The sequence below is a fragment of the Methylobacterium sp. CM6257 genome (genome assembly GCF_054611515.1).
This window is the reverse complement of sequence record NZ_CM137735.1, coordinates 4,977,720-5,001,780: the sequence shown is the minus strand read 5'-3', so window position 1 is coordinate 5,001,780 and position 24,061 is coordinate 4,977,720. Positions and strand designations below refer to the sequence as shown.

Sequence of the window (24,061 nt, the reverse complement as noted above, 5' to 3'; positions counted from 1 at the left end):
TTCAGCGCAGCACCCGCCAGACCTTCAGGGGGCCGGGCAGATCGACGGGTTCCAGCCGGTCGGATCGCGCCGCGCCGCGGGCGAGCCGCGTCGCGAAGGCCGGCTCGGCCTGGAGGTCGTCGGCCGGCCGAGCCGGGCAGGCTACGAGATAGCGCACGTCGAACGTGCTCAGGACATGGTCCAGATCCGCCTCGGTGCCTCCGAGGCCTTCGATCGCGGCGGTGAGCCCCGGAACGGCGCGGTGATACGGCGCGGCGACGATCCGATGCGGCGTGCGCAGCAGGATCGATGGCCCCATGAAGATCGGCGCCAGTACGGTGCCCTGCGGGAGGGCCGCGAGCGGCCGCACAGCGGCGTCGCTCTGGCACGCGATCGCGCCGGCAGGATCGGGCGCCGTCCGCGAGCCCGGTGCGAGCATTTCGGCCAGGGCTGCGGGCGCCAACCACAGCGTGCTCACCAGGCAGCCGCCCAGAGCCGCGACGCTCCAGCGACGCGCGCCGGGGGTCGCCGCAAGGGTCAAGGCGCGGTCGAGGACCACGCCCGCTACCAACGGCACAAATCCGGAGGCAATGTAGAGGCCGCGGAACTGGAAGATCCCGAGGATCAGCCCTGGCCACAGGAACAAGGCCGCCACCGACCAGGCGCGCCGCTCCGGCCCGTGCCAAGCCATCCAGGCCGCGGTGAGGCTCGCGAGCAGTGCCACCGGATAGAAGACCAAAGCCTCCCACTGCGCTCGCGCGATGAATTTCGGCACCGAGGCCATCTCGTTGACCGTCAGGAGCCAATGATCCCGCACGAGCGTCGGCATGTCCGGGAAGGGGCCGCCGAGACAGATCGGGAAGGCCAGAGCGAAGCCGGCCAGGATGGCGGCGCCGCCCAGACCTGCGACGGCGCACCGCCGCCGGGGCGTCGCCAGACGGCCGCCGAGCGCCGCAGCAGAAAGGATAAGGATCAGTCCGCCCGCGCCCAGCCAGAGCCAGGGCGGCGAGAGCGCGTCGCAGCGCGCGACGGTCCAGAGCGCGGGTGCTGTCTGCGCGGCGAACAGAACCGGTGCGACAGCCCCGAGCCCCAGGCCGAAGCCCGCCAGCACCGGAAGCGCTGGGCGGCCGCGCAGGCACCAATCGCCTGTAAGATACAGCGCAGCGAGGGTGATCGAGGGCAGCCCCTCCAGCCCGACCGCCAGCGAGAGGGCCGCGAGGCTGCCGCCGACCAGGCCGCTGCGCAGGCCGCCGCGGATCATGCAGAAGGCGAGGCCGAGGATGGCCAGGATCTGCACATTGTGGTGGTCGACCCGGCCCGGCTGGAATTGGATGGTGACGCCGAAAGTCTGGGTCGCCGCCAGGATCCCCAGGATCGCCGCGCGGCTCCCGAAGTTTGCCCGCACGCCGCGGTAGAGCACGCAGCAGAACAGCGCGAACAGCAGGACGGGCCAGAACGCGGCGGTGAGGCCCTCGGCAAACGCCCGGCCGAGGAGGGGTGTGAGCGCCAGGATCAGCCCGGCGATCGGTGCGTCCACGAGACGCGACCAGTGGCTCGGTACGCCGTCGGGAGCGAGGAAACGGTACTGAACGTTGTCGTACCAGCCCTGGCCAGCCAGGAGGTCACGGACCTCTCCGAGGCGCATGGCGTCGTCCGTATCCGGCACACGCAGATGCCGGATCGTGTCCCAGACATCGAGCGGCGCGTTCATCGTGGCGAGGCACAGCGCGACGAGCACCCACAGGAGGGTGCGGAATTCGATCCGTGCCGGCGAGACGGCGGCCGCGGGCGGCATCGGCTGAGTTTCCCAGAGGCGCCGCGGGCAAGCGGCCGGCGAACGTCGCCCGAATAGACTTAAGGCCCGGTCAACCGCCCACGTTCAGGTTCCTTAACTATCCTCCTCCAATATCCGCGCGAGCCGGCAAGCGATCCGGCCGCGATGCCAGCCGGAGCAGGGGATGAGCCACCACACCGAGACGCTGGTAATCGGCGCGGGGCCTGCGGGCCTGACGGCCGCCTACCTGCTGTCGAAGCAGGGGCGGTCCGTCACCGTCCTGGAGCGCGACCCGGCACAGGTCGGCGGCATCTCGCGCACGGTCTCGCACAACGGCTACCTGTTCGACATCGGCGGCCATCGCTTCTTCTCGAAATCCAAGGCGGTGGTCGATCTCTGGGACGAGCTCCTGCCGAACGACTTTATCGAGCGTCCGCGGTTGTCGCGGATCTACTATCGCGGCCGGTACTACGCGTATCCGCTCAGGGCCTTCGAGGCGTTGAGGAATCTCGGCCTCATCACCAGCACGGCCTGCGTCGCCTCCTACTTCTACGCCCGGATGCGACCGGTGCGCGATCCGAAGAACTTCCACGCCTGGGTGCGGAACCAGTTCGGCGAGCGCCTGTTCTCGATCTTCTTCAAGACCTACACCGAGAAGGTGTGGGGCATGTCCTGCGACGCGATCTCGGCGGACTGGGCGGCGCAGCGCATCAAGGGCCTGGATCTCGGTGGGGCGATCCGCGACGGGCTGAAGCGCTCGCTGGGCCTGCACAAGCCGGCCAAGGCTGGCGGCCCAGTCATCAAGACGCTGATCGAGTCGTTCCGCTACCCGCGCCGCGGCCCCGGCATGATGTGGGAGGAAGCCGCCGCCAAGGTCCAGGCGCAGGGCGGCCGCGTCGTCCTCGACCGGGACGTCGACTCGCTCAGCTATGATCCCGGGACCGGCATCTGGACCGTGGCGGCCCGTAGCGCCGACGGCAGCCGCGAGACGTTCACGGCCCGCCACGTAATCTCTTCCGCCCCGGTGCGGGAACTGGTGGATTCGATAAGACCGCGCCCGCTCAGCACCTTTAACGCTCGGGCATTGAAGTACCGCGACTTCCTGACGGTCGCGCTGATCGCCAAGTCGCAGAAGAATTTCCCCGACAACTGGATCTACATCCACGATCCGTCGGTGAAGGTCGGGCGCGTGCAGAATTTCCGCTCCTGGTCGCCCGAGATGGTGCCGGACGAGGACCATACCTGCCTCGGCCTCGAATATTTCTGCTTCGAGGGGGATGGGCTCTGGAATGCCACGGATGACGATCTCGTGGCGCTCGCCAAGCGCGAGATCGGCCAGATTGGCCTGATCGACCCAGCCGACGTGGTCGATGCCTGCGTGGTCCGGCAGCCCAAGGCCTATCCGGTCTACGACGAGGATTATGCCGGCCACGTCGCCACAGTGCGGCGGGAACTGGAGCGTGACTTCCCGACCCTGCACCTCGTCGGGCGCAATGGCATGCACAAGTACAACAACCAGGACCATGCGATGATGACCGCCATGCTGACTGTGGAGAACATCCTCTGCGGCCAGCGCCGGCACGATGTCTGGCAGGTCAACGAGGACGCCGAGTACACCGAGGCGGGCGTGTCGGGTGCCCAGGCCGCCCTCGGAAGCGAGCGCCTCGTTCCGCGCAAAGTGGCCTGAGGGGCGACGGGCGACAGGCATGGCACCGCGTCACCGGCGCGGCTTGCCGGTCGATACCGCGGCTCTATCGTTCCCTCCCGGGTAATGCCCAGTTTCAAGGGCAGCCGGGAGGAACTCCAACGATGCGATCACTGATAGTCGCCGCGCTCTTGGCGGGTGTCGCCATGCCGCCACTCGCGGTTTCCGCTCAGGCGCAGGGGGCCGCCCCCGCCGAGACGAAGGCCAAGACGGACGACCTGGAGAAGCTCGAAGGCTTCCACAGCACGAACACGCAGGCCGCCCCCGAGATCCCGCAGACCGGCCGGCGTGCCGACGCGATCCGCAAGAATCTGTCGAAGATCAAGCTGCCCGACGGCTTCAAGATCGACCTCTACGCCGTGGTGCCGGATGCCCGCGCCATCGCGGTCGGCCCCAATGCCGGGGTGCTGTTCGTCGGCACGCGCAAGAGCAAGATCTATACGGTGACCGACCGCGACAAGGACCGGGTCGCCGACGAGGTCCGCGCCTTCGCGCTGGGCATCGCGTTCAAGATCCCGAACGGCGTCTGCTTCTCGAAGGACGGCGTGCTCACCGTGGTGGAGCAGAACCGGGTGCTGGCCTTCCCGGCCGCCGAGTTCTTCTACGAGAACCCGGATGTGGCCGCCGGCGTGCTGGTCAAGCAGGGCAATCTGATCCCGACCTCCGAGGAGAGCTTCAACCACACCGCCCGGGTCTGCCGGGTCGGGCCGGACGGCAAGACCTACATCGCGCTCGGCCAGCCCTACAACGTGCCGCCGCCTGAAAAAATGGATCTCTACAAGAAGACCGGGATCGGCGGCATCATCCGCATCGACGCCGACGGCAAGAACCGCGAGGTCTACGCCACGGGCATCCGCAACTCGGTGGGCATGGACTTCAACACCGACAAGACCCTCTGGTTCACCGACAACCAGGTCGATGGAATGGGCGACGACAAGCCGCCGGGCGAGTTGAACCACGCCACCAAGGCGGGTGAGAATTTCGGCTTCCCCTGGTTCGGCGGCGGCTCCGTGCGAACGGCCGAGTACAAGGACCAGACGCCGCCGGCCGACGTGGTCGCGCCGATGGCCGAGCTCGCGCCGCACGCTGCCGATCTCGGCATGACCTTCTACAACGGCAAGCAGTTCCCGGCCTCCTACAAGGGCGGGATCTTCATCGCCGAGCACGGCTCCTGGAACCGCACCGAGCCGGTGGGGGCCCGGGTAATGTTCGCCAAGCTCGGGGCCGACGGGAAGGTCGAGTCAGTCAAGCCCTTCGCGGAGGGTTGGCTCACCGGCGACGGCGAGTATCTCGGTCGCCCGGTGGATGTGGCGGTGATGCTTGATGGCTCGCTGCTCGTCTCGGACGATTCCGCCGGGGCGATCTACCGGATCTCCTACGAGAAGTAGGTTTTCGTGACTAAGCGCCTCTCCCTCGGAGAGGTGCCCCCGTTGCGGATAGCCGCGGCGCTCCCTCTCCCGTGCGGGAGAGGGTTGGGGTGAGGGATCAGGTCTTTCCGGTGAAGTCGCATCCTTCACCCTGTCCCTCTCCCGCACGGGAGAGGGGACCCGCGCTCCGTTCGGCGGCGCGCGGGCCAGTCTCCACCGGTCCGAGAGTTCGAGCCCGCCCGATGATCCGCCCGCTTCTCATCCTCGCCGCCACCCTCGTCCCGCTCTCGGCGCAGGCCGGCGACGCGGCCGCGGGCAAGAAGCGGGCGACCGCCTGCCAGACCTGCCACGGGATGGACGGGCTTTCAAAGCTGCCGGAGGCGCCCAACCTCGCCGGGCAGGTCGAGCCCTACCTCGTCAAGCAGCTCACCGAGTACCGCGACGGCAAGCGGCAGAACGAGATCATGAACGTCGTCGCGAAGGAGCTGTCGGACGCCGATATCGCAAATCTGGCGGCGTATTACTCAGGTATCCAGATCGACGTGCTGCCGCCGGGCTGACCCGCATCGTCCTCGCGATTGCAGCTGGATCGCTCCGCTGCACTCGCGAGGACGGCGTGGCTCAATCGTCCATCTTCAGGGCGGCGATGAACGCTTCCTGGGGGATCTCGACGCGCCCGAACTGGCGCATCTTCTTCTTGCCTTCCTTCTGCTTGTCGAGGAGCTTGCGCTTGCGCGAGATGTCGCCGCCGTAGCACTTGGCGGTGACGTCCTTCGACAGCGCCCGGATGGTCTCGCGGGCGATGATCTTGCCGCCGATCGCCGCCTGGACGGGGATCTGGAACAGGTGGCGGGGGATCAGGTCCTTCAGCTTCTCGCACATGGCCCGGCCGCGCGACTCGGCGCGGGTGCGGTGGACCAGCATCGAGAGGGCGTCCACCGGCTCGGCGTTCACCAGGATCGACATCTTCACGAGGTCGCCCTCACGATAGTCCGAGACGTGGTAGTCGAAGGAGGCGTAGCCCTTCGAGATCGACTTCAGCCGGTCGTAGAAGTCGAACACCACCTCGTTCAGCGGCAGGTCGTAAACCACCATGGCGCGCTTGCCGACGTAGTTGAGGTCGATCTGCACGCCGCGGCGGTCCTGGCAGAGCTTCAGCACGCCGCCGAGATATTCGTCGGGCGTCAGGATCGTGGCGCGGATCCAGGGCTCCTCGATCGATTCGATCTTCATGATGTCCGGCATGTCGGCCGGATTGTGCAGTTCCTTGGTCTCGCCGTCGCGCATCTTGAGGTGGTAGACCACCGAGGGCGCCGTGGAGATCAGGTCCAGGTTGAACTCGCGCTCCAGCCGCTCCTGGATGATCTCCAGGTGCAGGAGCCCCAGGAAGCCGCAGCGGAAGCCGAAGCCAAGCGCCGCCGACGTCTCCATCTCGTAGGAGAACGAGGCGTCGTTGAGCCGGAGCTTGCCCATGGCCGAGCGCAGGTTCTCGAACTCGGCCGCGTCCACCGGGAACAGGCCGCAGAACACCACCGCCTGAACTTCCTTGAAGCCCGGCAGCATCTCGGTGGTCTGGCGCTTGTCCTCGGTGATCGTGTCGCCGACACGGGTGTCGGCCACCTCCTTGATCGAGCCCGTAAAGAAGCCGACCTCGCCCGGCCCGAGCGCGTCGATGTCGGCCATCTTCGGCCGGAACACGCCGATCCGGTCGACGCCGTAGACCGCGTCGGCGCCCATCATGCGGATGGTCATGCCCTTCTTGAGCGTGCCGTCGATGATGCGCACCAGCACCACGACGCCGAGATAGGCGTCGTACCAGCTGTCCACGAGGAGCGCCTTGAGGGGTGCCTCGCGGTTGCCCTTCGGCGGCGGCAGGCGCGTGACGATCGCCTCCAGTACCGCCTCGATGTTGAGGCCGGTCTTGGCCGAGATCGGCACGGCGTCGGAGGCGTCGAGGCCGATCACCTCCTCGATCTGCTCCTTCACCCGGTCCGGCTCGGCGGCCGGCAGATCGACCTTGTTGAGGACCGGGACGATCTCGTGGTTGGCATCGAGCGCCTGGTAGACGTTAGCCAGCGTCTGCGCCTCGACGCCCTGCGAGGCGTCGACCACCAAGAGCGAGCCCTCGCAGGCGGCGAGCGAGCGCGAGACCTCGTAGGCGAAGTCCACGTGGCCGGGCGTGTCCATGAGGTTCAGGACGTAGTCCTTGCCGTCCTGCGCCTTGTACTCCAGGCGCACGGTCTGCGCCTTGATGGTGATGCCGCGCTCCTTCTCGATATCCATCGAGTCGAGCATCTGCTCGCTCATGTCGCGGAGCGCGACGGTGCCGGTGGCCTGGATCAGCCGGTCCGCCAAGGTCGATTTGCCGTGGTCGATATGCGCGACGATCGAGAAGTTGCGGATGGATTCGATCGGGGCTGTCATCGGCATTCCGTTCGGGCGCGCGCCGGCGCGCACCGTCTGACGTCGGGGCGTATTCGGATGGATCGGCTCCCGCGCGAGATAGCAGCGCCGCGGGGAGGCGCCAAGCGCGGCCGCGCCCCGCGTGCCATCCTGTCACCGGGCGCCGGATCGAACGGGCTTATGGACGACGGGGGCCGGAACACTCCGGCCCCCGGGTCAGGGACAAGCCCGGCGCCGAGGAACGGCCGGTCCGCTCAGCGGCCGCGGTCGCGGATCAGGCGCTCGATTTCGGCCTCGCCGTGCGAGCGCGCCTTGGCCTCGGTGGGGTGCTTCCGGTCCGAGCGCTGGTGCAGCTTGCCGTGCTTGCGGATGCTCCACTGAAACAGGGAGCCGCTCTCGCCGACCGGTTCCACGTCGAGGCTGAAGGGGTAGGTGTCTGTCTGGGTGTCGCTCATGCTGCCGATATGGGGCACCCAGCGACCTTTCGCCATGCCTGATCGCGAAGTCCTTGCACGCTCACGTGTCCGCGCCGCTCGCGCGCGCCTGCGCGGCCATGGCAACGAGGCTTCTGCGCAGCGCACCCATGTCGGAGACGCGCTCCGGATAGAGCACGCGGGCGGTGCGCTCGCCCGCCATCAGGTCCATCCCCTCGGGGTCGAGACCGGTGAGTCGCCAGGACAGCCCGGCCTCCGCGCCGGCGCCGGACGCGTAGAGCGCGAGCGCGTCGGCGTGGTCGGCGTTCATGTGCTCCACGGCGCCACGCTCGCCCGCCACCACCGCCTCGGCGCCGGCCAGGTCGAGCAGCAGCTGGTCGCGTGTCAGCGTCGCGGCCTTGGCGAAACCGCCATTGAGGTGGCCGGCCTCGGGATCGAGGGCGAAGAAGCCGAAATCCGGGAAGTCGGCGTAGAGCTTGGCCTTCGGGTGCCGGGCCAGGAACCGCTCCCGCGCCCGCGTCTCCGTGGTCTGGACGGCGCGGCCGACCACAGTCAGCCGGGGGTGGGCGAGGGGATCGCCCTTGCCGGTCTGCGCGAAGAGCAGCGAGCAACGCGGCGAGGCCAGCAGGTTGCGGGTGTGGGCCGAGAGCCGCGACAGCAGCATCAGCGGGGTGCCGTCCGTGTCGGTCGCCATGGTCACGAGCGAGGCGAAGGGCGTCCCTTCGGAATCGAGGGACGCGAGTGCGCCGGAGCGGATGCTCCGCAGCAGGTGTCGCGACAGACCGATGGCATCGAACGGTGCTTCCTCGGCCGGAAGGGGACGCGCCGGCCCGCGCGGTCCGGATCCGTCCGTGATCGTCTCGTCCATGGGTTTCCTCCCGTTCCGGAATGCCGCCGCAATCGCCCACCAGGTTAGCGGGGCGGCGGCCGGCACGCGAGGAGCCCGGACCGCGTCAGATGTGCCGTTACGGCCAAGCTATGACCGCCGCTCGCTTTTTCCGATCGGCCGTACTAAAGCACCTGTCCCTTTGCGCGCGCCGGGCTGCGCCGAAACCGCCCGGTTCGCGTTTTTGTCTGCCCCTCAGGGGCCGGGACGCGGCGCGGCCTGCGCGTAGAGCCGGGACCGCGCCTGAGCCCGTTCAGTCAGGGACCGCGCATGCCGACCATCGCCCTCGTCGACGACGACCGGAACATTCTCACCTCTGTGTCGATCGCGCTTGAGACCGAAGGCTACCGCATCCAGACCTATACGGACGGCGCCTCCGCCCTCGACGGTCTGCGGCATTCGCCGCCGGACCTCGCCATCTTCGATATCAAGATGCCGCGTATGGACGGGATGGAGCTTCTCAGGCGCCTGCGGCAGAAATCGGACCTTCCCGTGATCTTCCTGACCTCGAAGGACGAGGAGATCGACGAGCTGTTCGGCCTCAAGATGGGCGCCGACGACTTCATCCATAAGCCGTTCTCGCAGCGCCTGCTCGTGGAGCGCGTCAAGGCCGTGCTCCGGCGTTTCGCCAAGGAGGCGCCCGGCGGCGCGCCCCGGGGCGAGGCCGAGGTGGCAGCCCGCTCGCTTGAGCGCGGCGCGCTGATGATGGATCCGGAGCGCCACACCTGCACATGGAAGGGCGAGCCGGTGACGCTGACCGTGACGGAGTTCCTGATCCTCCAGGCGCTCGCCCAGCGCCCGGGCGTGGTGAAGAGCCGGAACGCCCTCATGGACGCGGCCTATGACGATCAGGTCTATGTCGACGACCGGACCATCGACAGCCACATCAAGCGGTTGCGCAAGAAGTTCAAGGTGACCGATCAGAGCTTCGACATGATCGAGACACTCTACGGCGTCGGCTACCGGTTCAAGGAGGCGTGATCCAAGGATCCGCCGCGTGACCGTCCGTACACCCGCCCAAGCCGAGGATGCCCAACCTCGCACCTCCCTGGCCCAAGCCCTTTCCCGGCCTCTCGCCTGGCCGCGCGCCCTGTGGGACGCGATCGGCCAGCGCGCCTCGTCGAGCCTGACGCGCCGGATCGTCGTCCTCAACCTCGTCGGGCTGATCGCGCTGCTCGTCGGGTTCCTCTACCTGAACCAGTTCCGTCAGGGCCTGATCCAGGCCCGGATCCAGAGCCTCGCCATCCAGGGCGAGATCATCGCCGGCGCGATCGCCGCCTCGGCTTCGGTCGATACGGACACGATCCGCATCGATCCCGACAAGCTCCTGCAGCAGCAGGCCGGCGAGACCGCCGAGGAGGAATCGCAGCCGCTCGCCTTCTCGCTCAACCCCGAGAAGGTGGCGCCGCTGCTCTCGCGTCTCGTCACGCCCACCGGGAACCGCGCCCGCGTCTACGACCAGGAGGGCGGCCTCCTGTTCGACACCCGAACCCTGTTCAAGCGCGGCGATGCCGGGCGGCCCGACCCGCTCGAGCCTAAGCCGCACAAGCCCGGGATGCTGGAATCCGCCTTCCAGACCGTCCAGAGCAAGCTGAGCGGCCTGTTCGGCAGCCGGACCGAGCAAGTCGAGGAGACTGGCCCCGTGAACGGCCATTCCCTCCGGGAAGTCCAGGCGGCGCTCGGCGGCAACCGCGGCAGCCTCGTGCGCCGCAACAAGCTCGGCGAGACCACCGTCTCGGTGGCCGTGCCGATCCACCGCGCCGGATCAGTGCGCGGTGCCCTGCTGATCTCGACCCAGGGCGACGCCATCGACCGGGTGATCGCCTCGGAGCGGTTCGGGCTGCTGCAGGTCTTCCTCGTCGCCTCGGCCGTGATGGTCGTGCTGTCGTTCCTGCTCGCGGGCGCCATCGCGGGTCCGGTGCGGCGGCTCGCCGAGGCCGCCGAGAAGGTGCGCATGGGCATCAAGACCCGCGAGGAGATCCCGGACTTCACCGAGCGCACCGACGAGATCGGCCACCTGTCCGGCGCCCTGCGCGACATGACACAGGCGCTCTACCGGCGGATCGATGCGATCGAGAGCTTCGCGGCGGATGTGAGCCACGAGCTGAAGAACCCGCTGACCTCGCTCCGCAGCGCGGTGGAGACGCTCCCGCTCGCCAAGAGCGACGACTCGCGCGGCCGGCTGATGGCGATCATCCAGCACGACGTGAAGCGGCTCGATCGGCTGATCAGCGACATCGCGGATGCCTCGCGGCTCGATGCCGAACTGGCGCGGGCCGAGGCGCGGCGGGTCGATCTCCGGCGTCTGCTCACCACCGTCGTTTCGGTGGCGAACGAGCGGCGCCGGCCCAAGGACTGCCTGATCCAGCTCGACGTCGAGCCGACCGCGTCCGACCAGGACGCCCCGTTCACGATCATCGGCCATGACAGCCGCCTGGGTCAGGTGGTCAACAATCTCCTCGACAATGCCCGGTCGTTCTCGCCCACGGACGCGAAGGTGCGGGTGGTGCTGCGCCGGGTGCGCGGCGAGGTCGAGATGGTCTGCGAGGACGAGGGGCCGGGCATCCCCGAGCACGCCCTCGAGCGGATCTTCGAGCGCTTCTACACGGACAGGCCGGAACAGGGCTTCGGCCAGAATTCGGGGCTCGGATTGTCCATCTCCCGCCAGATCGTGCAGGCCCACCGCGGTACGATTCGCGCGGAGAACCGGCCCGGCGCGCCCGACGAGGACGGCGAGCCCACGATCCGCGGCGCGCGGTTCATCGTGCGCCTGCCGGCCGCCCCACGCCAGCTGCACAGCTGATGGCCACGCTCCACGCCGCCTGCGTGGCCCTCGACGGCGCGGGCGTCCTGATTCGGGGGCCGTCCGGCGCGGGCAAGTCGAGCCTGGCGCTCCTCCTCGCCGCCACTGACGGCGGTGTCTTCGTGGCTGACGACAGGGTCGTCTGCGAGGCCGGCGGGGGACGCCTCCTGGCCCGTCCCCATCCCGATCTTGCCGGCCATGTCGAGGTGCGGGGGCAGGGGATCCTGTCCGTTGCGGATCTCGGCCTCGCGGCCTGCCCGGAGGCGATCCTGCACCTCATCGTCGACCTCGTCCCGGCGGCACCTCGGCTGCCGAAGCCTCCGGAGGACGCGGAGATCCTCGGCGTCAGGCTGCCGCGTCTCGTCCTCGATCCCGGCGTTCGGGCGGCGGGGCTCGCACCGCTCCTCGTGCGTGCGGCACTGCGAAAGCGACAGCCGTGACTTCGCAGCCGCACATGTCTCCTGAGACGCGCAACGGTGGTATACCCCCATGGCGCGCCCGGGGCGGCCGTGGCATGATCATGATGGTGTCCGAGCAAAAAAGTCGCGTTCGCCTTGTGGGGGGCTGTGCGATGCACAACATGGCGGCACACACAGGACGTTGGAACACGTGTCGATGATTGGCATGGTGCTCGTCACTCACGGGCTGCTGGCGACGGAGTTCAAGGCCGCTCTGGAGCACGTGGTCGGCCCTCAGGATCAGATCGAAACGATCACGATCGGGCCGGAGGACGATATGGAGATGCGGCGACGGGACATCATGTCCGCGGTCTGTCGCGTGAATACCGGCGAGGGCGTGGTGGTGCTCACCGACATGTTCGGGGGCACACCCTCGAATCTCGCGCTCTCCTGCATGAATGGCGGCTCCGTCGAGGTCGTCGCGGGAATCAACCTGCCGATGCTGATCAAGCTCGCCAGCGTTCGCGACGAGGAGAAGCTCGGCGACGCCGTGCTCCACGCTCAGGAAGCCGGGCGCAAGTACATCAACGTCGCCTCACGGGTTCTCGCGGGCAAGTAACAAGTCTCACGTCTCCAGTATCGCCGCCTGCGGGGCTGATCTCCGCAAGCCTGCGGTCATCCCGACGGAGGCCGTGATCACGAGGCCGATGGCGAGCCACTGCACGGCACTGATTCGCTCCCCCAGCAGCAAGAATCCGGCACAGGCCGCCACGGCGGGCTCCAGGCTCATCAGCACGCCGAAACTCTTCCGGTCGAGGCGCCGCAGGGCGACCATCTCCAGCGAGTAGGGTAGGGCGCTCGACATCAGCGCCACCGCGAGCCCCGCGAGCAGGATGCCGGGCGTGAGGAGGTCGGATCCGGCCTCGGCCAGGCCGAACGGTGCCACCACGGTTGCCGCGGCCAGCATGCCCAGCGACACGGCCTGGCCGCCATCCACGCGACCAGCGCGCTGGCCGAACAGGATGTAGAGCGCCCAGGCCAAAGCCGCGCCGAGATCGAGCAGGATCCCGACCGGATCGAGCCCACCCGTCGAAGAGATTGGCAGGAGCAGTCCCAAACCCAGGACGGCGAGTCCGATCCACAGAAAATCGGACCTGCGGCGCGACGCGATCAGCGCGACGGTGAGCGGGCCGAGGAACTCGATCGCCACGGCGGGCCCGAGGGGCAGCCGCGCCAGCGCGAGATAGAACAAGAGGTTCATCAGCCCGAGCGCCGCGCCGTAGAGCGCGATCCAGCCCGCCTCGCGCGCCGGCAGGGTCCGCCGCCAGGGCCGCCAAACGGCCATGAGGATCAGCGCCGAGAATCCGACCCGCAGTGAGGACGTCCCGGCTGCGCCGACGGAGGAGAACAGGCTCTTGGCGAAGGTCGCGCCGAACTGGAGCGAGACCATCCCGGTGACCAGGGCGACCACCGGCAGGAGAACCGAGGACGGCGCAAGCCGTCCGGCCGCACTCACAAGATGAACCGGCTGAGATCCGCGTTGGCCGCGAGATCCTGAACCCGGGCCCGCACATAGGCGGCATCGATCGGCACCGTCTCGCCGGACCGGTCGGTGGCCGTGAAGGAGATCTCGTCGATGACCCGCTCCAGGACGGTCTGGAGGCGGCGCGCGCCGATATTCTCCACGGTGGAGTTCACCTCGACGGCAACGCGGGCGAGGGCATCCACGGCGTCGTCCGTGAAGGTCAGCGTCACGCCCTCCGTCTCCATCAACGCGACCGTCTGCTTCAGCAGGCTCGCCTCCGTGGAGGTCAGGATCTGGCGAAAATCGTCCACGGTCAGCGGTTGCAGCTCGACGCGGATCGGAAGCCGCCCCTGCAGCTCGGGCAGGAGATCGGCCGGCTTCGAGACGTGAAAGGCGCCCGATGCGATGAACAGGATGTGGTCGGTCTTCACCGGGCCGTGCTTGGTCGCGACGGTGGTCCCCTCGATCAGCGGCAGCAGATCGCGCTGGACGCCCTCGCGGGACACGTCGCCCGAAGAACGGCCCTCACGGGCGCAGATCTTGTCGATCTCGTCCAGGAACACGATCCCGTTGTTCTCGACCTCTCGAATCGCCTCGCGCACTAAGGCCTCGTCATCGACGAGCTTGTCGGATTCCTCGGCCATCAGCGGCGCGTAGGCGTCGCGCACCAAGATCCGGCGCGCCTTGCCGCGCTGGCCGCCGAGCGCCTTCCCAAGCATGTCGCCGATGTTGATCGCCCCCATGGACGCCCCCGGCACGCCGGGAATCTCGAACATCGGCAGGCCTGAGGGCGCGCTCGACGTCAGCTCCAGCTCGACCTCCTTGTCGTCCAGCTCGCTGTTGCGGAGCTTGCGCCGGAAGCTGTCACGGGTGGCCTGGCTCGCCGTCGGACCTACCAGGGCGTCGAGGATCCGGTTCTCGGCCGCGGCCTCTGCCTTGGCCTTCACGCCCTCGCGCTTGATCTGTCGCGTGAGGCCGATCGCGACCTCCACGAGGTCGCGCACGATCTGCTCCACGTCGCGGCCGACATAGCCGACCTCGGTGAACTTCGTGGCCTCGACCTTCAGGAATGGGGCGTTGGCGAGCCGGGCGAGACGGCGGGCGATCTCGGTCTTGCCGCAGCCGGTCGGCCCGATCATCAGGATGTTCTTGGGCGCCACCTCCTCGCGGAGTGGGCCGGTGAGCTGCTGGCGCCGCCAGCGGTTCCGGAGCGCAATCGCCACGGCGCGCTTGGCCTCGTGCTGCCCGACGATGAACCGATCGAGTTCGGACACGATCTCGCGCGGAGAGAACGTCGTCACCGCTTTGCCATCCCTGTTCTCGGCCCGACATTTCGGCCCCGCGCCGGGAATGGGGTCGCGCGCCGCTCCGCGCAAGAGGCGGAAGGCGCGCGTATAGCCGCCTCAGTGGGCCGTCAGGGGTGACAGGGAGCCGACCTTGTCGTGCGTGCCGAACCGCTCGACCAGGGTCGCGCTCGCGGCGTTCAGACCCACGACCTCGACGGCCCGTCCCCGGGCGCGGGCCTTGAGCACCACGCGGTCGAGGGCGGCCACGGCCGAGATGTCCCAGAAATGCGCCCCATGCACGTCGATGACGAGGCGTTCCACCGGCTCGAGCACATCGATCGCGTCCGAAAAGGTGCCCGCAGAGGCGAAGAACACCTGCCCGGTGACGCCGTAGGTGCGCGTCCGGCCATCGGCCGAGAGCGCGGAGGTCACGTTGCTCAGTCGGGACACCTTTCCGGCGAAGAAGACCCCGGAGAGGAGCACGCCGACGAGGACGCCGATGGCCAAGTCCTTGGTCGCCACAACCACCAGGACGGTGGCCAGCATCACCGCCGAGGAGGGCAGCGGGTTGGTGCGCAGCTGCGCGAGCGACCGCCACGAGAAGGTGTTCAAAGAGACCATGATCATCACGGCCGTCAGGGCCGCCACCGGAACGACGGCGAGCAGGTCCTGGAACGCCACGAGGAGCACCAGCAGGAAGGTTCCAGCCACCAGCGTGGAGAGCCGCCCGCGGGCGCCGGAGGACACGTTGATCACCGACTGGCCGATCATCGCGCAGCCGCCCATCCCGCCGAACAGGGCCGAGGCCATGTTGGCGACCCCCTGGCCCATGCACTCCCGGTTCTTGTCACTCCCGGTATCGGTCATGTCGTCGACGATCTGCGCGGTGAGCAGGCTCTCCAGCAGGCCGACCGCCGCCAGGGTCGCCGCGTAGGGGAGCAGGATCCGCAGGGTCTCCAGCGTGAGTGGCACCTGCGGGCGGGCGAAGGTCGGCAGGGCCGAGGGGAGGGCGCCCAGGTGCGAGACCGTGCGTACGTCGAGGTGGAAAACGGCCGTGACCACGGTCAGCACCGCGATCGCCACGAGCGGCGACGGGACGGCGCGGGTGATCCGCGGAAATCCGTAGATGATCGCCAGCCCGAGGGCGATCAGCCCGTAAGTCGCCGGCGTCACTCCGGTGAGCTCGGGGAGCTGCGCCAGGAAGATCAGGATCGCCAGCGCGTTGACGAAGCCGGTCATCACCGATTGCGAGACGAACCGCATCAGCCCGCCGAGTTTCAGCAGGCCAGCCAGAATCTGGATCAGGCCCATCAGGATGGTCGCGGCGAAGAGGTACTGCACGCCGTGCTCACGCACGAGATCGGCCATCACCACGGCGGTTGCCGCGGTGGCGGCCGAGATCATGGCCGGGCGGCCGCCCGCGAACGCGATGGTGCAGGCGATGACTACGGAGGCGTAGAGGCCGACCTTCGGGTCGACCCCGGCGATCACCGAGAAGCCGATGGCCTCGGGGATGAGGGCGAGGGCGACGACGATGCCCGACAGGGTGTCGCCGCGGATGTTGGAGGTCCACGGATGGAGCCGTCCGGCGTTTCCGGAAGTGATGCGTGACATGAAGAATCCGCACGGGCGCGCGTCCGCGCCGGTGGCGGACGGGTTCGCGTCTCGAATGCGTGGTCCGGCGGATCGGCGGCCGGAAGAGCCACCCGGGCTTTCACCGGGTCCTTGCGAGTGCCGGGACCCTAGGGTGCCCGGCGCTGCAATGCAACATGGGGGCGCTGCGCCAAGCGCGGCTCAGGCCGCGCGCACCTGGGCCACGAAGCTCGCGACCTCGCCACCCAGGCCGTTCGAGCGGCGGGCGATGTCGGCTGCCGCCGCTAGGACCTCGGCGGCGCTGGCGCCGGTCTCGCGGGCTGCTCCGAGAACCACCGCCATGGTCTCGGTGACGGCCCGGGTGCCGCTCGCGGCCTCCGAGACGCTGCGGGCGATCTCCTGCGTGGCGAGCTGCTGCTCCTCAACCGCCGCGGCGACGCCGAGGGCGATCCCATGCACCTGCTCGATCGTGCCGCCGATCTCCTCAATGGCGGCAACGGCCTCGTGCGTCGCGGCGCGCATCGCGGCGATCTGGCCGGCGATCTCCTCAGTGGCCTTGGCGGTCTGCGTCGCCAGATCCTTCACCTCGGTGGCGACGACCGCGAAGCCCCGTCCGGCCTCGCCGGCCCGGGCTGCCTCGATCGTGGCATTCAGCGCCAGGAGGTTGGTCTGCCCCGCGATGGTGGAGATGAGGGAGACGACTTGGCCGATACCGTCGGCACTGCGGGCCAGCGCCTGAACGCTGCTCCGCGTCCGCCGGGCCGCCTCGACGGCGCTCTCGGCTGCGGTCGAGGTCTGCGAGACCTGCACACCGATCTCGCTCGCCGTGGCGGCGAGTTCCTCGGTCGCGGCGGCGACGGCTTCGACGTTGTGCGCGGTGGTCTCGGCGGCGCGGGTCACCGCCTGCGACTGAGTGCCGGTATGTTCGGCATTGCCGGCCATGGCGGCGGCGGCCCGCTCCATCCCGGCGGCAGCGCCGGCGAGGTGATCGACGAGGCCGCCGATGCTGCCCTGAAAGCGATCGGCGAGCCCGGCCATCTCGGTCCGCTTGCGCAGGGTGGCCTCCGCGCCCAGGCGCTCGTGTTCTTGCCGCAGTGTCTCGGCTTCCCGCATGGCCTCGCCGAACACCCGCATGCTCGTCCAGATCGCGCCGATCTCGTCGCGGGTCGGCTTCACGGCGGGCACGGCGTGGTCGCCCCGGGAGAGGCGCTGGATCGCGTCCGACACCGCCTGCAGCGGTCGGGCGATCTGGCGCTGTCCCACGATCAGGCCGATCGCGCAGCAGATCAGGGTACCGGCGAGCGCCAGCCCCATCAGGAGCAGCGTGCGCGCCTGAAAGAGATCGTCCGTCTCGGCCTTGATCGCCGCCATCTCGGCCCGTCCGCGGCTCACCAGGGCATCGATGCTTGCTTGAAAGGCCTTGCGGTTGGCGCGGTTGGCATCGTTGAAGCCGAGATCTGCAGCGGCCTTGGGGCTGATCGTCTCGCCAGCCTCTGCGAGCGAACTGCGCAGGGACCGGAAGGCGTCGGCGTTGTGCACCATCGCGTCGAAGAGCGGGCGCTCGGCCTCTGTCACGAGCGGCGCCCAGGCGGCGCGCAGCGCATCCATATCGGCCAGGCCCTTGCGAATACCCGCGGCGTATTTCGCCGCCTCAGCCCGATCGGCCGAGGCGTAGACGCCGCGCGAATCCATGGTCACCTCGGCGGTGAGCCGGTTGAAATTGGCGGCGTTGAGCGCCCGGATCGAGGCATTCTCGACGCGCACCAGAGAGTGCTCGAAGCCCCGCAGAGTCACGACGCTCACGCCGGCGACGACCAGCGTGGTCACGCTGCAGGCGCCGACGAATGCCAGGAGTTTTCCGCCGATCTTCATGTTCGCCCGACCCGTGTTCGTGTCGAGCGGACTCTGAACGATAGTGCTCAAAGAGCCGTTAACCGCAAAATTTCCCGCAGCGATATCACTATTGGTCGTGATCGGCCGCCGGGATCAGGGCCGGATCCGCGGGCGCCGGCTCAGCGCTGTGCTCCTCCGCCGCGCCATCCGGCACGGCCCGGAGCCTCTGTATCAAGGCGTCGTCGAGGAACGAGCCGGTACCCGTCTCGGCAGAAACCCTAACCTGCGTCCATGGATTCGATGACGAGGTTCCCGTTGGTGTAGACGCAGATCTCGGCCGCGATCGCCATGGCGCGGCGGACGATCGCTTCCGCGTCGAGGTCGCTGTCCTCCAGCGCGCGGGCGGCCGCGAGCGCGTAGTTGCCGCCGGAGCCGATTGCCATGACGCCGCTCTCCGGCTCCAGAACGTCGCCGGAGCCCGACAGGAGCAGGCTCACGTCGCGGTCGGCGACCAGCATCATGGCTTCGAGGCGGCGGAGGTACCGGTCCGTCCGCCAATCCTTGGTCAGCTCCACGCAGGCCCGGGTGAGTTGGCCGGGATACTGCTCCAGCTTCGCCTCGAGCCGCTCGAACAGGGTGAAGGCGTCGGCCGTGGCGCCGGCGAAACCGCCGATCACCGCGCCCTTGGCGAGGCGTCGGACCTTGCGGGCATTGCCCTTCACGATGGTCTGGCCGAGGCTCACCTGACCGTCGCCACCGACGACGACCCGGCCGCCCTTGCGGACCATCAGGATCGTGGTGGCGTGCATCTGCGGGGGGGCGCCCCTGTCGTCGTACCTGAATGCGTCCTGGCTCAAGGCTCGGCTCCGATGTCGATCGCGCCGAGATGGGGAGCTTTGCCGGCCGCGTCCAGCCGCTTATTCGGCGACCGCTTCAGCAGTCTGCACCGGACCGGCATCCTGAAGGATCGACTGGGCCGCGGCCTCGGCTAGGAGGGCGTAGCCGCTATCGGCCATGTGCAGGCCGTCGGAGGCGAAGAGCTGCTTCGTGGTCAGCTTCCCTTCCCGGACCCAGCCGTGCATCAGGTCGGCGCGGCGGATCACCGGGACATCGAGCTCGTCACCGATGGCGCGCACCGCGTCGAGGAAGCGCGAGGCGCCCGGCGTCGCCTCGAGCTTCGGGCACCATTGCGGCTCCATCAGCACCACATCGATCCCGGCTTCCCGGATCCGGCGGATCGCCGCCACGGTCGCATCGCGGAAATGCTCGACGGAGACGCCGCGGAGCGGATCGTTGCTGCCCGTCTGCCAGATGACCAGCTGAGGTTCGGCCGCGATGACGTCGCGATCGAGGCGGGCCAGCATGTCGTCGACGTGCTCGCCGCCGATGCCGCGGTTGATCACCGCCACATCCATGCCGCGCAGCTTCTTGCGCAGGTCGGCCTGGAGGCGGGCCGGATAGGCATTGGCGGGGCTCGACGCGCCGATCCCTTCCGTCGAGGAGGAGCCGAAGGCCACGATCTTCAACGGAGCACCGATGGCGATCTGGCGGGCGACATGCGGAAGATCCGGGCTCTCGCGCAGGTCGATGCCGAGGAGATCCAGCGAGTCGGGGAGCAGATCCGCGTAGGCCAGGACTGCCGTAGGCAGAACCAGAAGACCGAAAAGCATCCCGAGCCGGCGCAGCGTCTTGCGGATAGCCTGCGCAGGGACGACGGTATTCAAAGCTTGGGACACGGGACCGATTGCTCCGGCACTCGTGAGTGACGGATACAATGTGTCACACAGGCTTGGAAAGAGCGGTTCCGTGCCGCGCTTGAAATCTCATTGAATTCGTAACGCAAAATTAAGGCTGCAGCATCCCGCCCGGACAGGTGGTGAGCGGACGCTTCAGGCCGGACGCATCGCCGGTGCGCAAACCGGCACGATCGATGCGACCGCCACTTCACGGATCTCCGAGAGGGCGGCGGAGAGCGTGGTCTCGGGTTTCGGGCGCGAATCCCTGACCGGCCGTGGGCCTCGGCGCGCCGTCCCAAGGTCGACAGCTTGCGCATCGCGATCCTCACGCCCTCGACCCAACCGCGCGGCGCCGTGGCCCATGCCCTTGCGCTGGGCGAAGCCCTCTGCGGTCTCGGGCACGAGGCTGTCGTCCACGCCCCCGACCCGACCGGGCGCGGCTTCTTCCGCGACGCGACCTGCCCGGTCATGTCGGTGGCGGCCAAGCCGAATTCCGGTCCCGGAGATGCGTGGGTCGGGGCCAGGATCGCCGATTATCTCGCTCATTTCTCAACGCCGGCAGCCTGCGACTTCGACGTGTTCCACGCCCATTGCGAGATCAGCGGCAATGCGCTGGCGACCCTCACGCGCCGACGCCTGATCCCTGGCTTTGTCCGTACGGTCCACCACGTCGACATGGCTTCGGACCCGCAACTCGCCCGGTGGCAGGAGCGGGCCATCGTCCATGCCGGCCGGCTCCTCTGCACCAGCCGCACCTCGGCGGCCATGATCGCAGCCGAGTACGGCGCGCAGGCCGACGTGATCGACAACGGCGTCGACGGAGAGACCTTCAGGCCCCAACGGGAACCCGGCGACGCCGAGCTGCGCCGGCAGTTGGGCCTCGGAGGCGGCCCGGTCTTTCTCAGCATCGGAGGCTTCGAGACGCGCAAGAACACGCTTGCGATCATCGTGGCCTTCGCGGCGCTGCGCCGGATCCTCCCGGTTGCGCAGCTCATTCTCGCCGGGGGCGCCTCGCTGAGCGGCCATGCCGGTTACGAAGCCCGCTGCTGCGCCGTACTGGAGAGCGAGGGGCTGGAGGTCGGCCCCGGCCGGCCGGTGATCCGGACGGGGATGGTGGCCCAGCCGGACATGCCGCGCCTGTACCGCATCGCCGACACTCTGGTCTCTTCGGCGCACGGAGGTGGCTACGGCCTCTGCGCGCTGGAGGCCATGGCCAGCGGCACACCGGTGATCGTCGCGGGCCGGCCGCCGTTCTCCGAGCATCCAACCGGGGACGCGGTCCTGTCGGTGAACCTTGACGACATCGATGCCGTGGCGGCGGCGATGCGCGCGAGCCTGGAACCGGCACGGCGAGCGCGCCTGAGCAGGATCGGCCGTGACGTCGCCCGGGCTCATGCCTGGGAGACCTGCGCGGCCCGGCATCTGCCGGCTTATGCGGCCCTGTTCCCCGGACCCGCGCCAGCCGTGCCTGTCGCCACGGGCTCGGCGGCCTGGAACATAACGCGGATACCGGGTGGCGCCTGACGGCGCGCTCATAGGCAGCCGCCGGGTGGTGTCCGCAATCCCTGCTGCTCAGCGCGCTGACCGAGGTTGACGTCACCGGATATTCTTGGCTCCGCGTCCGGACCTGGGTGGCATCGGCCGGAGAAAGGGGGTGGCGAATCGACGCATGGGCAAGGGCCGGCCGGTTCGGATTGTGCGCGTATCGGCTTTGTCATGCACAGGCGAACCCATGTTCATCCGGCTCGCTGCGGCTCTCGCCCTGGCCGCGACACCCGCCGCAGCTCAGACGCGGCCGTCCAGCACGGCAATGACCTGCCAGCAGACCATTCAGCTGATCCGGTCCCGCGGCGCCCTCGTTCTCGGGACGGGCGGCATGACCTACGACCGGTTCGTCCGCGATCGGTCGTTCTGCGAGCCTACCGAGATCGCCAAGCGTGCCTTCCGGCCGACCCGAGATAATCCGAACTGTCTGATCGGCTACACCTGCTACGAGCCCGGTCCCGGTGACTGGCTCGGCGGCGATTTCTAGAACACGATGCGGATCAGCGAACGCCGGCCTTCCGAAAGCATCACGTGACAACGAAGGCCTGGGCGCTTCCTAAGCCGGCGCCCGGCCCGCGGTACCCGGTTCCAGCGCGACGATCACCCGACGGTCTCCCGCCCGGCGGGTGAAGCCCGTCGCATCGAGGTGCTCCAGGAGCGGGATCGAGAACTTGCGCGAGATTCCGAGGGTCGCGCCGGCCTCCCGGGCCAGGAACCCGGTCTCGGGTGTCGCGGCATTCGGGAATGCCTCGGCGAGGCGTGTGCGGGCACTGGCCACCGCTTCCCGATGGAACAGCACCGCGCGGCGCTGCACCCGGTCGACGGCACGGATCACCGTGCCGGCGCCCACTAGGTAGGTCAGGGCCTCGCGCCGACGGACATCCCGGCCCACCGCCTCGGCCTCGTCGGGCGGGTTCAGCCCGGCGCGACGGAAGATCTGCTCAAGCCTGCGGGCAGCCTCGCTCTCGTTGCGGGCCGGATCGAAATCCGCGCGCCGCCACAGGCTGCCCGTCTGAGCTACCGCACCCCTGTCCGCGAGGCCGCGCAGAACCGACCCGGTGAGCGCCTCGGGCAGGGCCAGGGCACGGGAGAGCCGCTCGAGCGCGATCCCGTGTTCCATCGGGTTGTCACGATGATGCTGGGACAGGGCCGCGAGTGTGCCGGTGCAGAGCGCGTCGAAGGCCGCGGCTCCGATGAACCGGTCCCCGATCTCGCGTGCGCCCGATTGCGCCAGCCACTGTCGGACTCGCTCCGGCGCGGTTCCGGCGAGCCGGGCGAGTTCTATCAACGGCGCGCCCGCCGCTCCAACCTGCCCGAGACGAACCGAGATTGCCTCGGCGGCCTGCCCTCCGGCGAGGGCGGCGAGGTCGGCCATCACGCGCGGATCGTGGCGCCGTCGCCGCCGGCTGGCCGGGTCGAGCACACGGCCTCCCGCCACGGTGGCGGCCGGTGAATCGAGGCGCAGGACGAAGGGCTCGCGAGCCGGCACCGCCACCGGTTCGGCGAGGTGCAACTGAGCGTGGGTGCTCGCGCCGGGCTCGAGCGCCTCCCGGTCGAGCAGCCGCAGCCGGGCCCCGACCTCGGTCGTTCCGAACAGGAGCCTGCAGGCTGTGCCCCCCGCCAGGGCATGCGCGGCACTTGCCGCGGCCGTGATCGCCACGTCGAGCCATTCGCTCGGAGCGAGCAGGCCCGGCATCGACAGGGCCTCGCCCCGGGCGATCTCATCGAGCCCGACGCCCCGCAAGGCCACGGCGGTGCGCCGTCCGGGCTCGGCCCGCTCCACCGGGCGGCCGTGGATCTGGAGGCCGCGCACGACCGCGGAACGACCACCGGGGGCGACCTCCACGGTGTCGCCGACCGCCAGCGAACCCCGCCGCAGCGTGCCGGTCACCACCGTCCCGAAGCCCGCCCGGGAAAAGACGCGGTCGACCGGCAGATACGGAAAGCCGTCGTCGGTCCCAGGCTCTGCCGCGGTCAGCAGCGCGGTGAGGGCCGCACCAAGTTCGGGGATGCCGTCGCCCGTCACCGTCGAGGTCGGGATCACCGCCCCTGCCTCAATTCCGGCGCGGGATGCGGCGGCAGCCATCTCCAACGCGCGTGCCGCGATCGTCTCGGGCGAGGCCAGATCGGACTTGGTGAGCGCCAGCACGCCCCGGCGCACGCCGATGAGCCGGGCGATCTCCAGATGCTCCACCGTCTGCGGCTTGATGCCCTCGTGGGCGTCGACGGCGAGTAGCACGGCCCGCATGCCGGTGGCGCCGGAGATCATGGCGCGGACGAACCGCTCGTGACCGGGCAGATCGATGAGGTCGATCGCGCCCTGTCCGGAGGAGAGGAGCGCGAAGCCAGGGACGATCGAGACGCCGCGGGCCCGTTCCTCCTTCAACCGATCCGTCTCGACTCCGGTCAGCGCGCGGACCAGCGCGGTCTTGCCGTGATCGACGTGCCCGATCACGCCGACGAGAAGTGTCTTCAACGCATTCACCGACCGGACCATCTCCGCGGTGCCGCCGTCCACGCCGGGCGCACCGCTCTCGCAGGAAGAACATCCGTCCCGCAGGCTCAGCATCGAGCCGTAGGCCGCCGGACGGTCGGGACCGGGGTTGGCGGGACAGATGGATTGTGGACAATTCGTCTTGCCACGGCGTCCCGCTTTGGGAAAGCGCGTTTTTAGCGCAGCGCAACAAGGGCCGATGCAGCGAGCCGTGCCCTTGCGAGCCGGCACACGCCGTGGAAACGTCGCCCTCCGCTCGGCGGACAGTCCGGCGCAGCGCGGCGAGACCACCAAACTGCG

General features: G+C 69.0%; 20 protein-coding genes and 1 other annotated feature. Of the genes, 9 read left to right on the top strand and 11 right to left on the bottom strand.

Features of this window, described 5'->3' with window-relative positions:
• Position 1 precedes the first annotated feature (1 nt).
• Positions 2–1,774, bottom strand: coding sequence for a hypothetical protein (locus ACYCO6_RS24285; protein WP_459764083.1), 1,773 nt, complete (start codon positions 1,772–1,774; stop codon positions 2–4).
• Positions 1,775–1,937: 163 nt separating this feature from the next.
• Between ACYCO6_RS24285 and ACYCO6_RS24280 the strand changes: the two genes are divergently transcribed.
• The 3 genes from ACYCO6_RS24280 to ACYCO6_RS24270 all read left to right on the top strand — a co-directional run bounded on the left by ACYCO6_RS24280 (position 1,938) and on the right by ACYCO6_RS24270 (position 5,385).
• On the top strand, positions 1,938–3,440 hold the full coding sequence (locus tag ACYCO6_RS24280) for an NAD(P)/FAD-dependent oxidoreductase (protein WP_459764081.1): 1,503 nt from the start codon (positions 1,938–1,940) through the stop codon (positions 3,438–3,440).
• A 122-nt stretch (positions 3,441–3,562) separates the two neighbouring features.
• On the top strand, positions 3,563–4,846 hold the full coding sequence (locus tag ACYCO6_RS24275; protein ID WP_459764079.1) for a PQQ-dependent sugar dehydrogenase: 1,284 nt from the start codon (positions 3,563–3,565) through the stop codon (positions 4,844–4,846).
• A 221-nt stretch (positions 4,847–5,067) separates the two neighbouring features.
• The gene (locus tag ACYCO6_RS24270) at positions 5,068–5,385 is read left to right on the top strand and encodes a c-type cytochrome (protein ID WP_459764077.1); all 318 of its coding nucleotides are present in this window, start codon (positions 5,068–5,070) and stop codon (positions 5,383–5,385) included.
• A gap of 61 nt (positions 5,386–5,446) precedes the next feature.
• Here ACYCO6_RS24270 and lepA read toward each other — a convergent pair whose 3' ends face one another.
• From lepA to ACYCO6_RS24255, 3 genes are all read right to left on the bottom strand, one after another.
• Positions 5,447–7,249 carry a translation elongation factor 4 gene (gene lepA / locus ACYCO6_RS24265; RefSeq protein WP_459764075.1) on the bottom strand — a complete coding sequence of 601 codons (1,803 nt, stop codon included), beginning with the start codon at positions 7,247–7,249 and terminating at the stop codon, positions 5,447–5,449.
• Between the two features lie 233 nt (positions 7,250–7,482).
• Positions 7,483–7,719: a hypothetical protein gene (locus ACYCO6_RS24260; protein WP_459764073.1), complete on the bottom strand. Its 237-nt coding sequence runs from the start codon at positions 7,717–7,719 to the stop codon at positions 7,483–7,485.
• Between the two features lie 25 nt (positions 7,720–7,744).
• Positions 7,745–8,530 (bottom strand): HugZ family pyridoxamine 5'-phosphate oxidase, encoded by a 786-nt coding sequence (locus ACYCO6_RS24255; RefSeq protein WP_459764071.1) that lies wholly within the window; start codon positions 8,528–8,530, stop codon positions 7,745–7,747.
• Positions 8,531–8,818: 288 nt separating this feature from the next.
• On the opposite strand from ACYCO6_RS24255, the gene ACYCO6_RS24250 reads away from it, so the two are divergent.
• From ACYCO6_RS24250 to ACYCO6_RS24235, 4 genes are all read left to right on the top strand, one after another.
• Positions 8,819–9,529, top strand: a complete 711-nt coding sequence (locus ACYCO6_RS24250) for a response regulator transcription factor (protein ID WP_459764069.1) — start codon at positions 8,819–8,821, stop codon at positions 9,527–9,529.
• A gap of 67 nt (positions 9,530–9,596) precedes the next feature.
• Entirely contained in the window at positions 9,597–11,351 is a 1,755-nt protein-coding gene (locus ACYCO6_RS24245) for a stimulus-sensing domain-containing protein (protein WP_459773701.1), read from the top strand.
• Positions 11,351–11,791 carry an HPr kinase/phosphorylase gene (locus ACYCO6_RS24240; RefSeq protein WP_459764067.1) on the top strand — a complete coding sequence of 147 codons (441 nt, stop codon included), beginning with the start codon at positions 11,351–11,353 and terminating at the stop codon, positions 11,789–11,791. The genes ACYCO6_RS24245 and ACYCO6_RS24240 overlap by 1 nt, the downstream gene beginning before the upstream one ends.
• 175 nt (positions 11,792–11,966) lie before the next feature.
• Positions 11,967–12,368 carry a PTS sugar transporter subunit IIA gene (locus tag ACYCO6_RS24235; RefSeq protein WP_459773699.1) on the top strand — a complete coding sequence of 134 codons (402 nt, stop codon included), beginning with the start codon at positions 11,967–11,969 and terminating at the stop codon, positions 12,366–12,368.
• Between the two features lie 6 nt (positions 12,369–12,374).
• On the opposite strand, the gene ACYCO6_RS24230 is transcribed toward ACYCO6_RS24235, so the two are convergent.
• From ACYCO6_RS24230 to ACYCO6_RS24205, 6 genes are all read right to left on the bottom strand, one after another.
• Positions 12,375–13,199, bottom strand: coding sequence for an EamA family transporter (locus tag ACYCO6_RS24230; protein ID WP_459773698.1), 825 nt, complete (start codon positions 13,197–13,199; stop codon positions 12,375–12,377).
• Positions 13,200–13,261: 62 nt separating this feature from the next.
• Positions 13,262–14,575, bottom strand: coding sequence for an ATP-dependent protease ATPase subunit HslU (gene hslU / locus ACYCO6_RS24225; protein WP_459764065.1), 1,314 nt, complete (start codon positions 14,573–14,575; stop codon positions 13,262–13,264).
• A 102-nt stretch (positions 14,576–14,677) separates the two neighbouring features.
• Positions 14,678–16,174, bottom strand: coding sequence for a SulP family inorganic anion transporter (locus ACYCO6_RS24220; RefSeq protein WP_459764063.1), 1,497 nt, complete (start codon positions 16,172–16,174; stop codon positions 14,678–14,680).
• A gap of 58 nt (positions 16,175–16,232) precedes the next feature.
• Positions 16,233–16,288, bottom strand: a sequence feature (sul1 is cis-regulatory element that is thought to sense ions involved in sulfur or methionine metabolism; They are found in Alphaproteobacteria).
• 66 nt (positions 16,289–16,354) lie between these two features.
• Positions 16,355–18,025, bottom strand: coding sequence for a methyl-accepting chemotaxis protein (locus ACYCO6_RS24215; protein ID WP_459773697.1), 1,671 nt, complete (start codon positions 18,023–18,025; stop codon positions 16,355–16,357).
• A 239-nt stretch (positions 18,026–18,264) separates the two neighbouring features.
• Positions 18,265–18,795 (bottom strand): ATP-dependent protease subunit HslV, encoded by a 531-nt coding sequence (gene hslV / locus ACYCO6_RS24210; protein WP_459773696.1) that lies wholly within the window; start codon positions 18,793–18,795, stop codon positions 18,265–18,267.
• Positions 18,796–18,903: 108 nt separating this feature from the next.
• Positions 18,904–19,722, bottom strand: a complete 819-nt coding sequence (locus ACYCO6_RS24205; protein WP_459764061.1) for an SGNH/GDSL hydrolase family protein — start codon at positions 19,720–19,722, stop codon at positions 18,904–18,906.
• Between the two features lie 309 nt (positions 19,723–20,031).
• Between ACYCO6_RS24205 and ACYCO6_RS24200 the strand changes: the two genes are divergently transcribed.
• Complete coding sequence (locus ACYCO6_RS24200; RefSeq protein ID WP_459764059.1) at positions 20,032–21,246, top strand: MSMEG_0565 family glycosyltransferase; 1,215 nt, start codon at positions 20,032–20,034, stop codon at positions 21,244–21,246.
• Positions 21,247–21,454: 208 nt separating this feature from the next.
• Complete coding sequence (locus ACYCO6_RS24195) at positions 21,455–21,754, top strand: hypothetical protein (RefSeq protein WP_459764057.1); 300 nt, start codon at positions 21,455–21,457, stop codon at positions 21,752–21,754.
• A gap of 69 nt (positions 21,755–21,823) precedes the next feature.
• Here the strand turns inward: ACYCO6_RS24195 and selB are convergent, their stop codons facing one another.
• Complete coding sequence (gene selB, locus ACYCO6_RS24190) at positions 21,824–23,785, bottom strand: selenocysteine-specific translation elongation factor (RefSeq protein WP_459764055.1); 1,962 nt, start codon at positions 23,783–23,785, stop codon at positions 21,824–21,826.
• Positions 23,786–24,061: the final 276 nt, after the last annotated feature.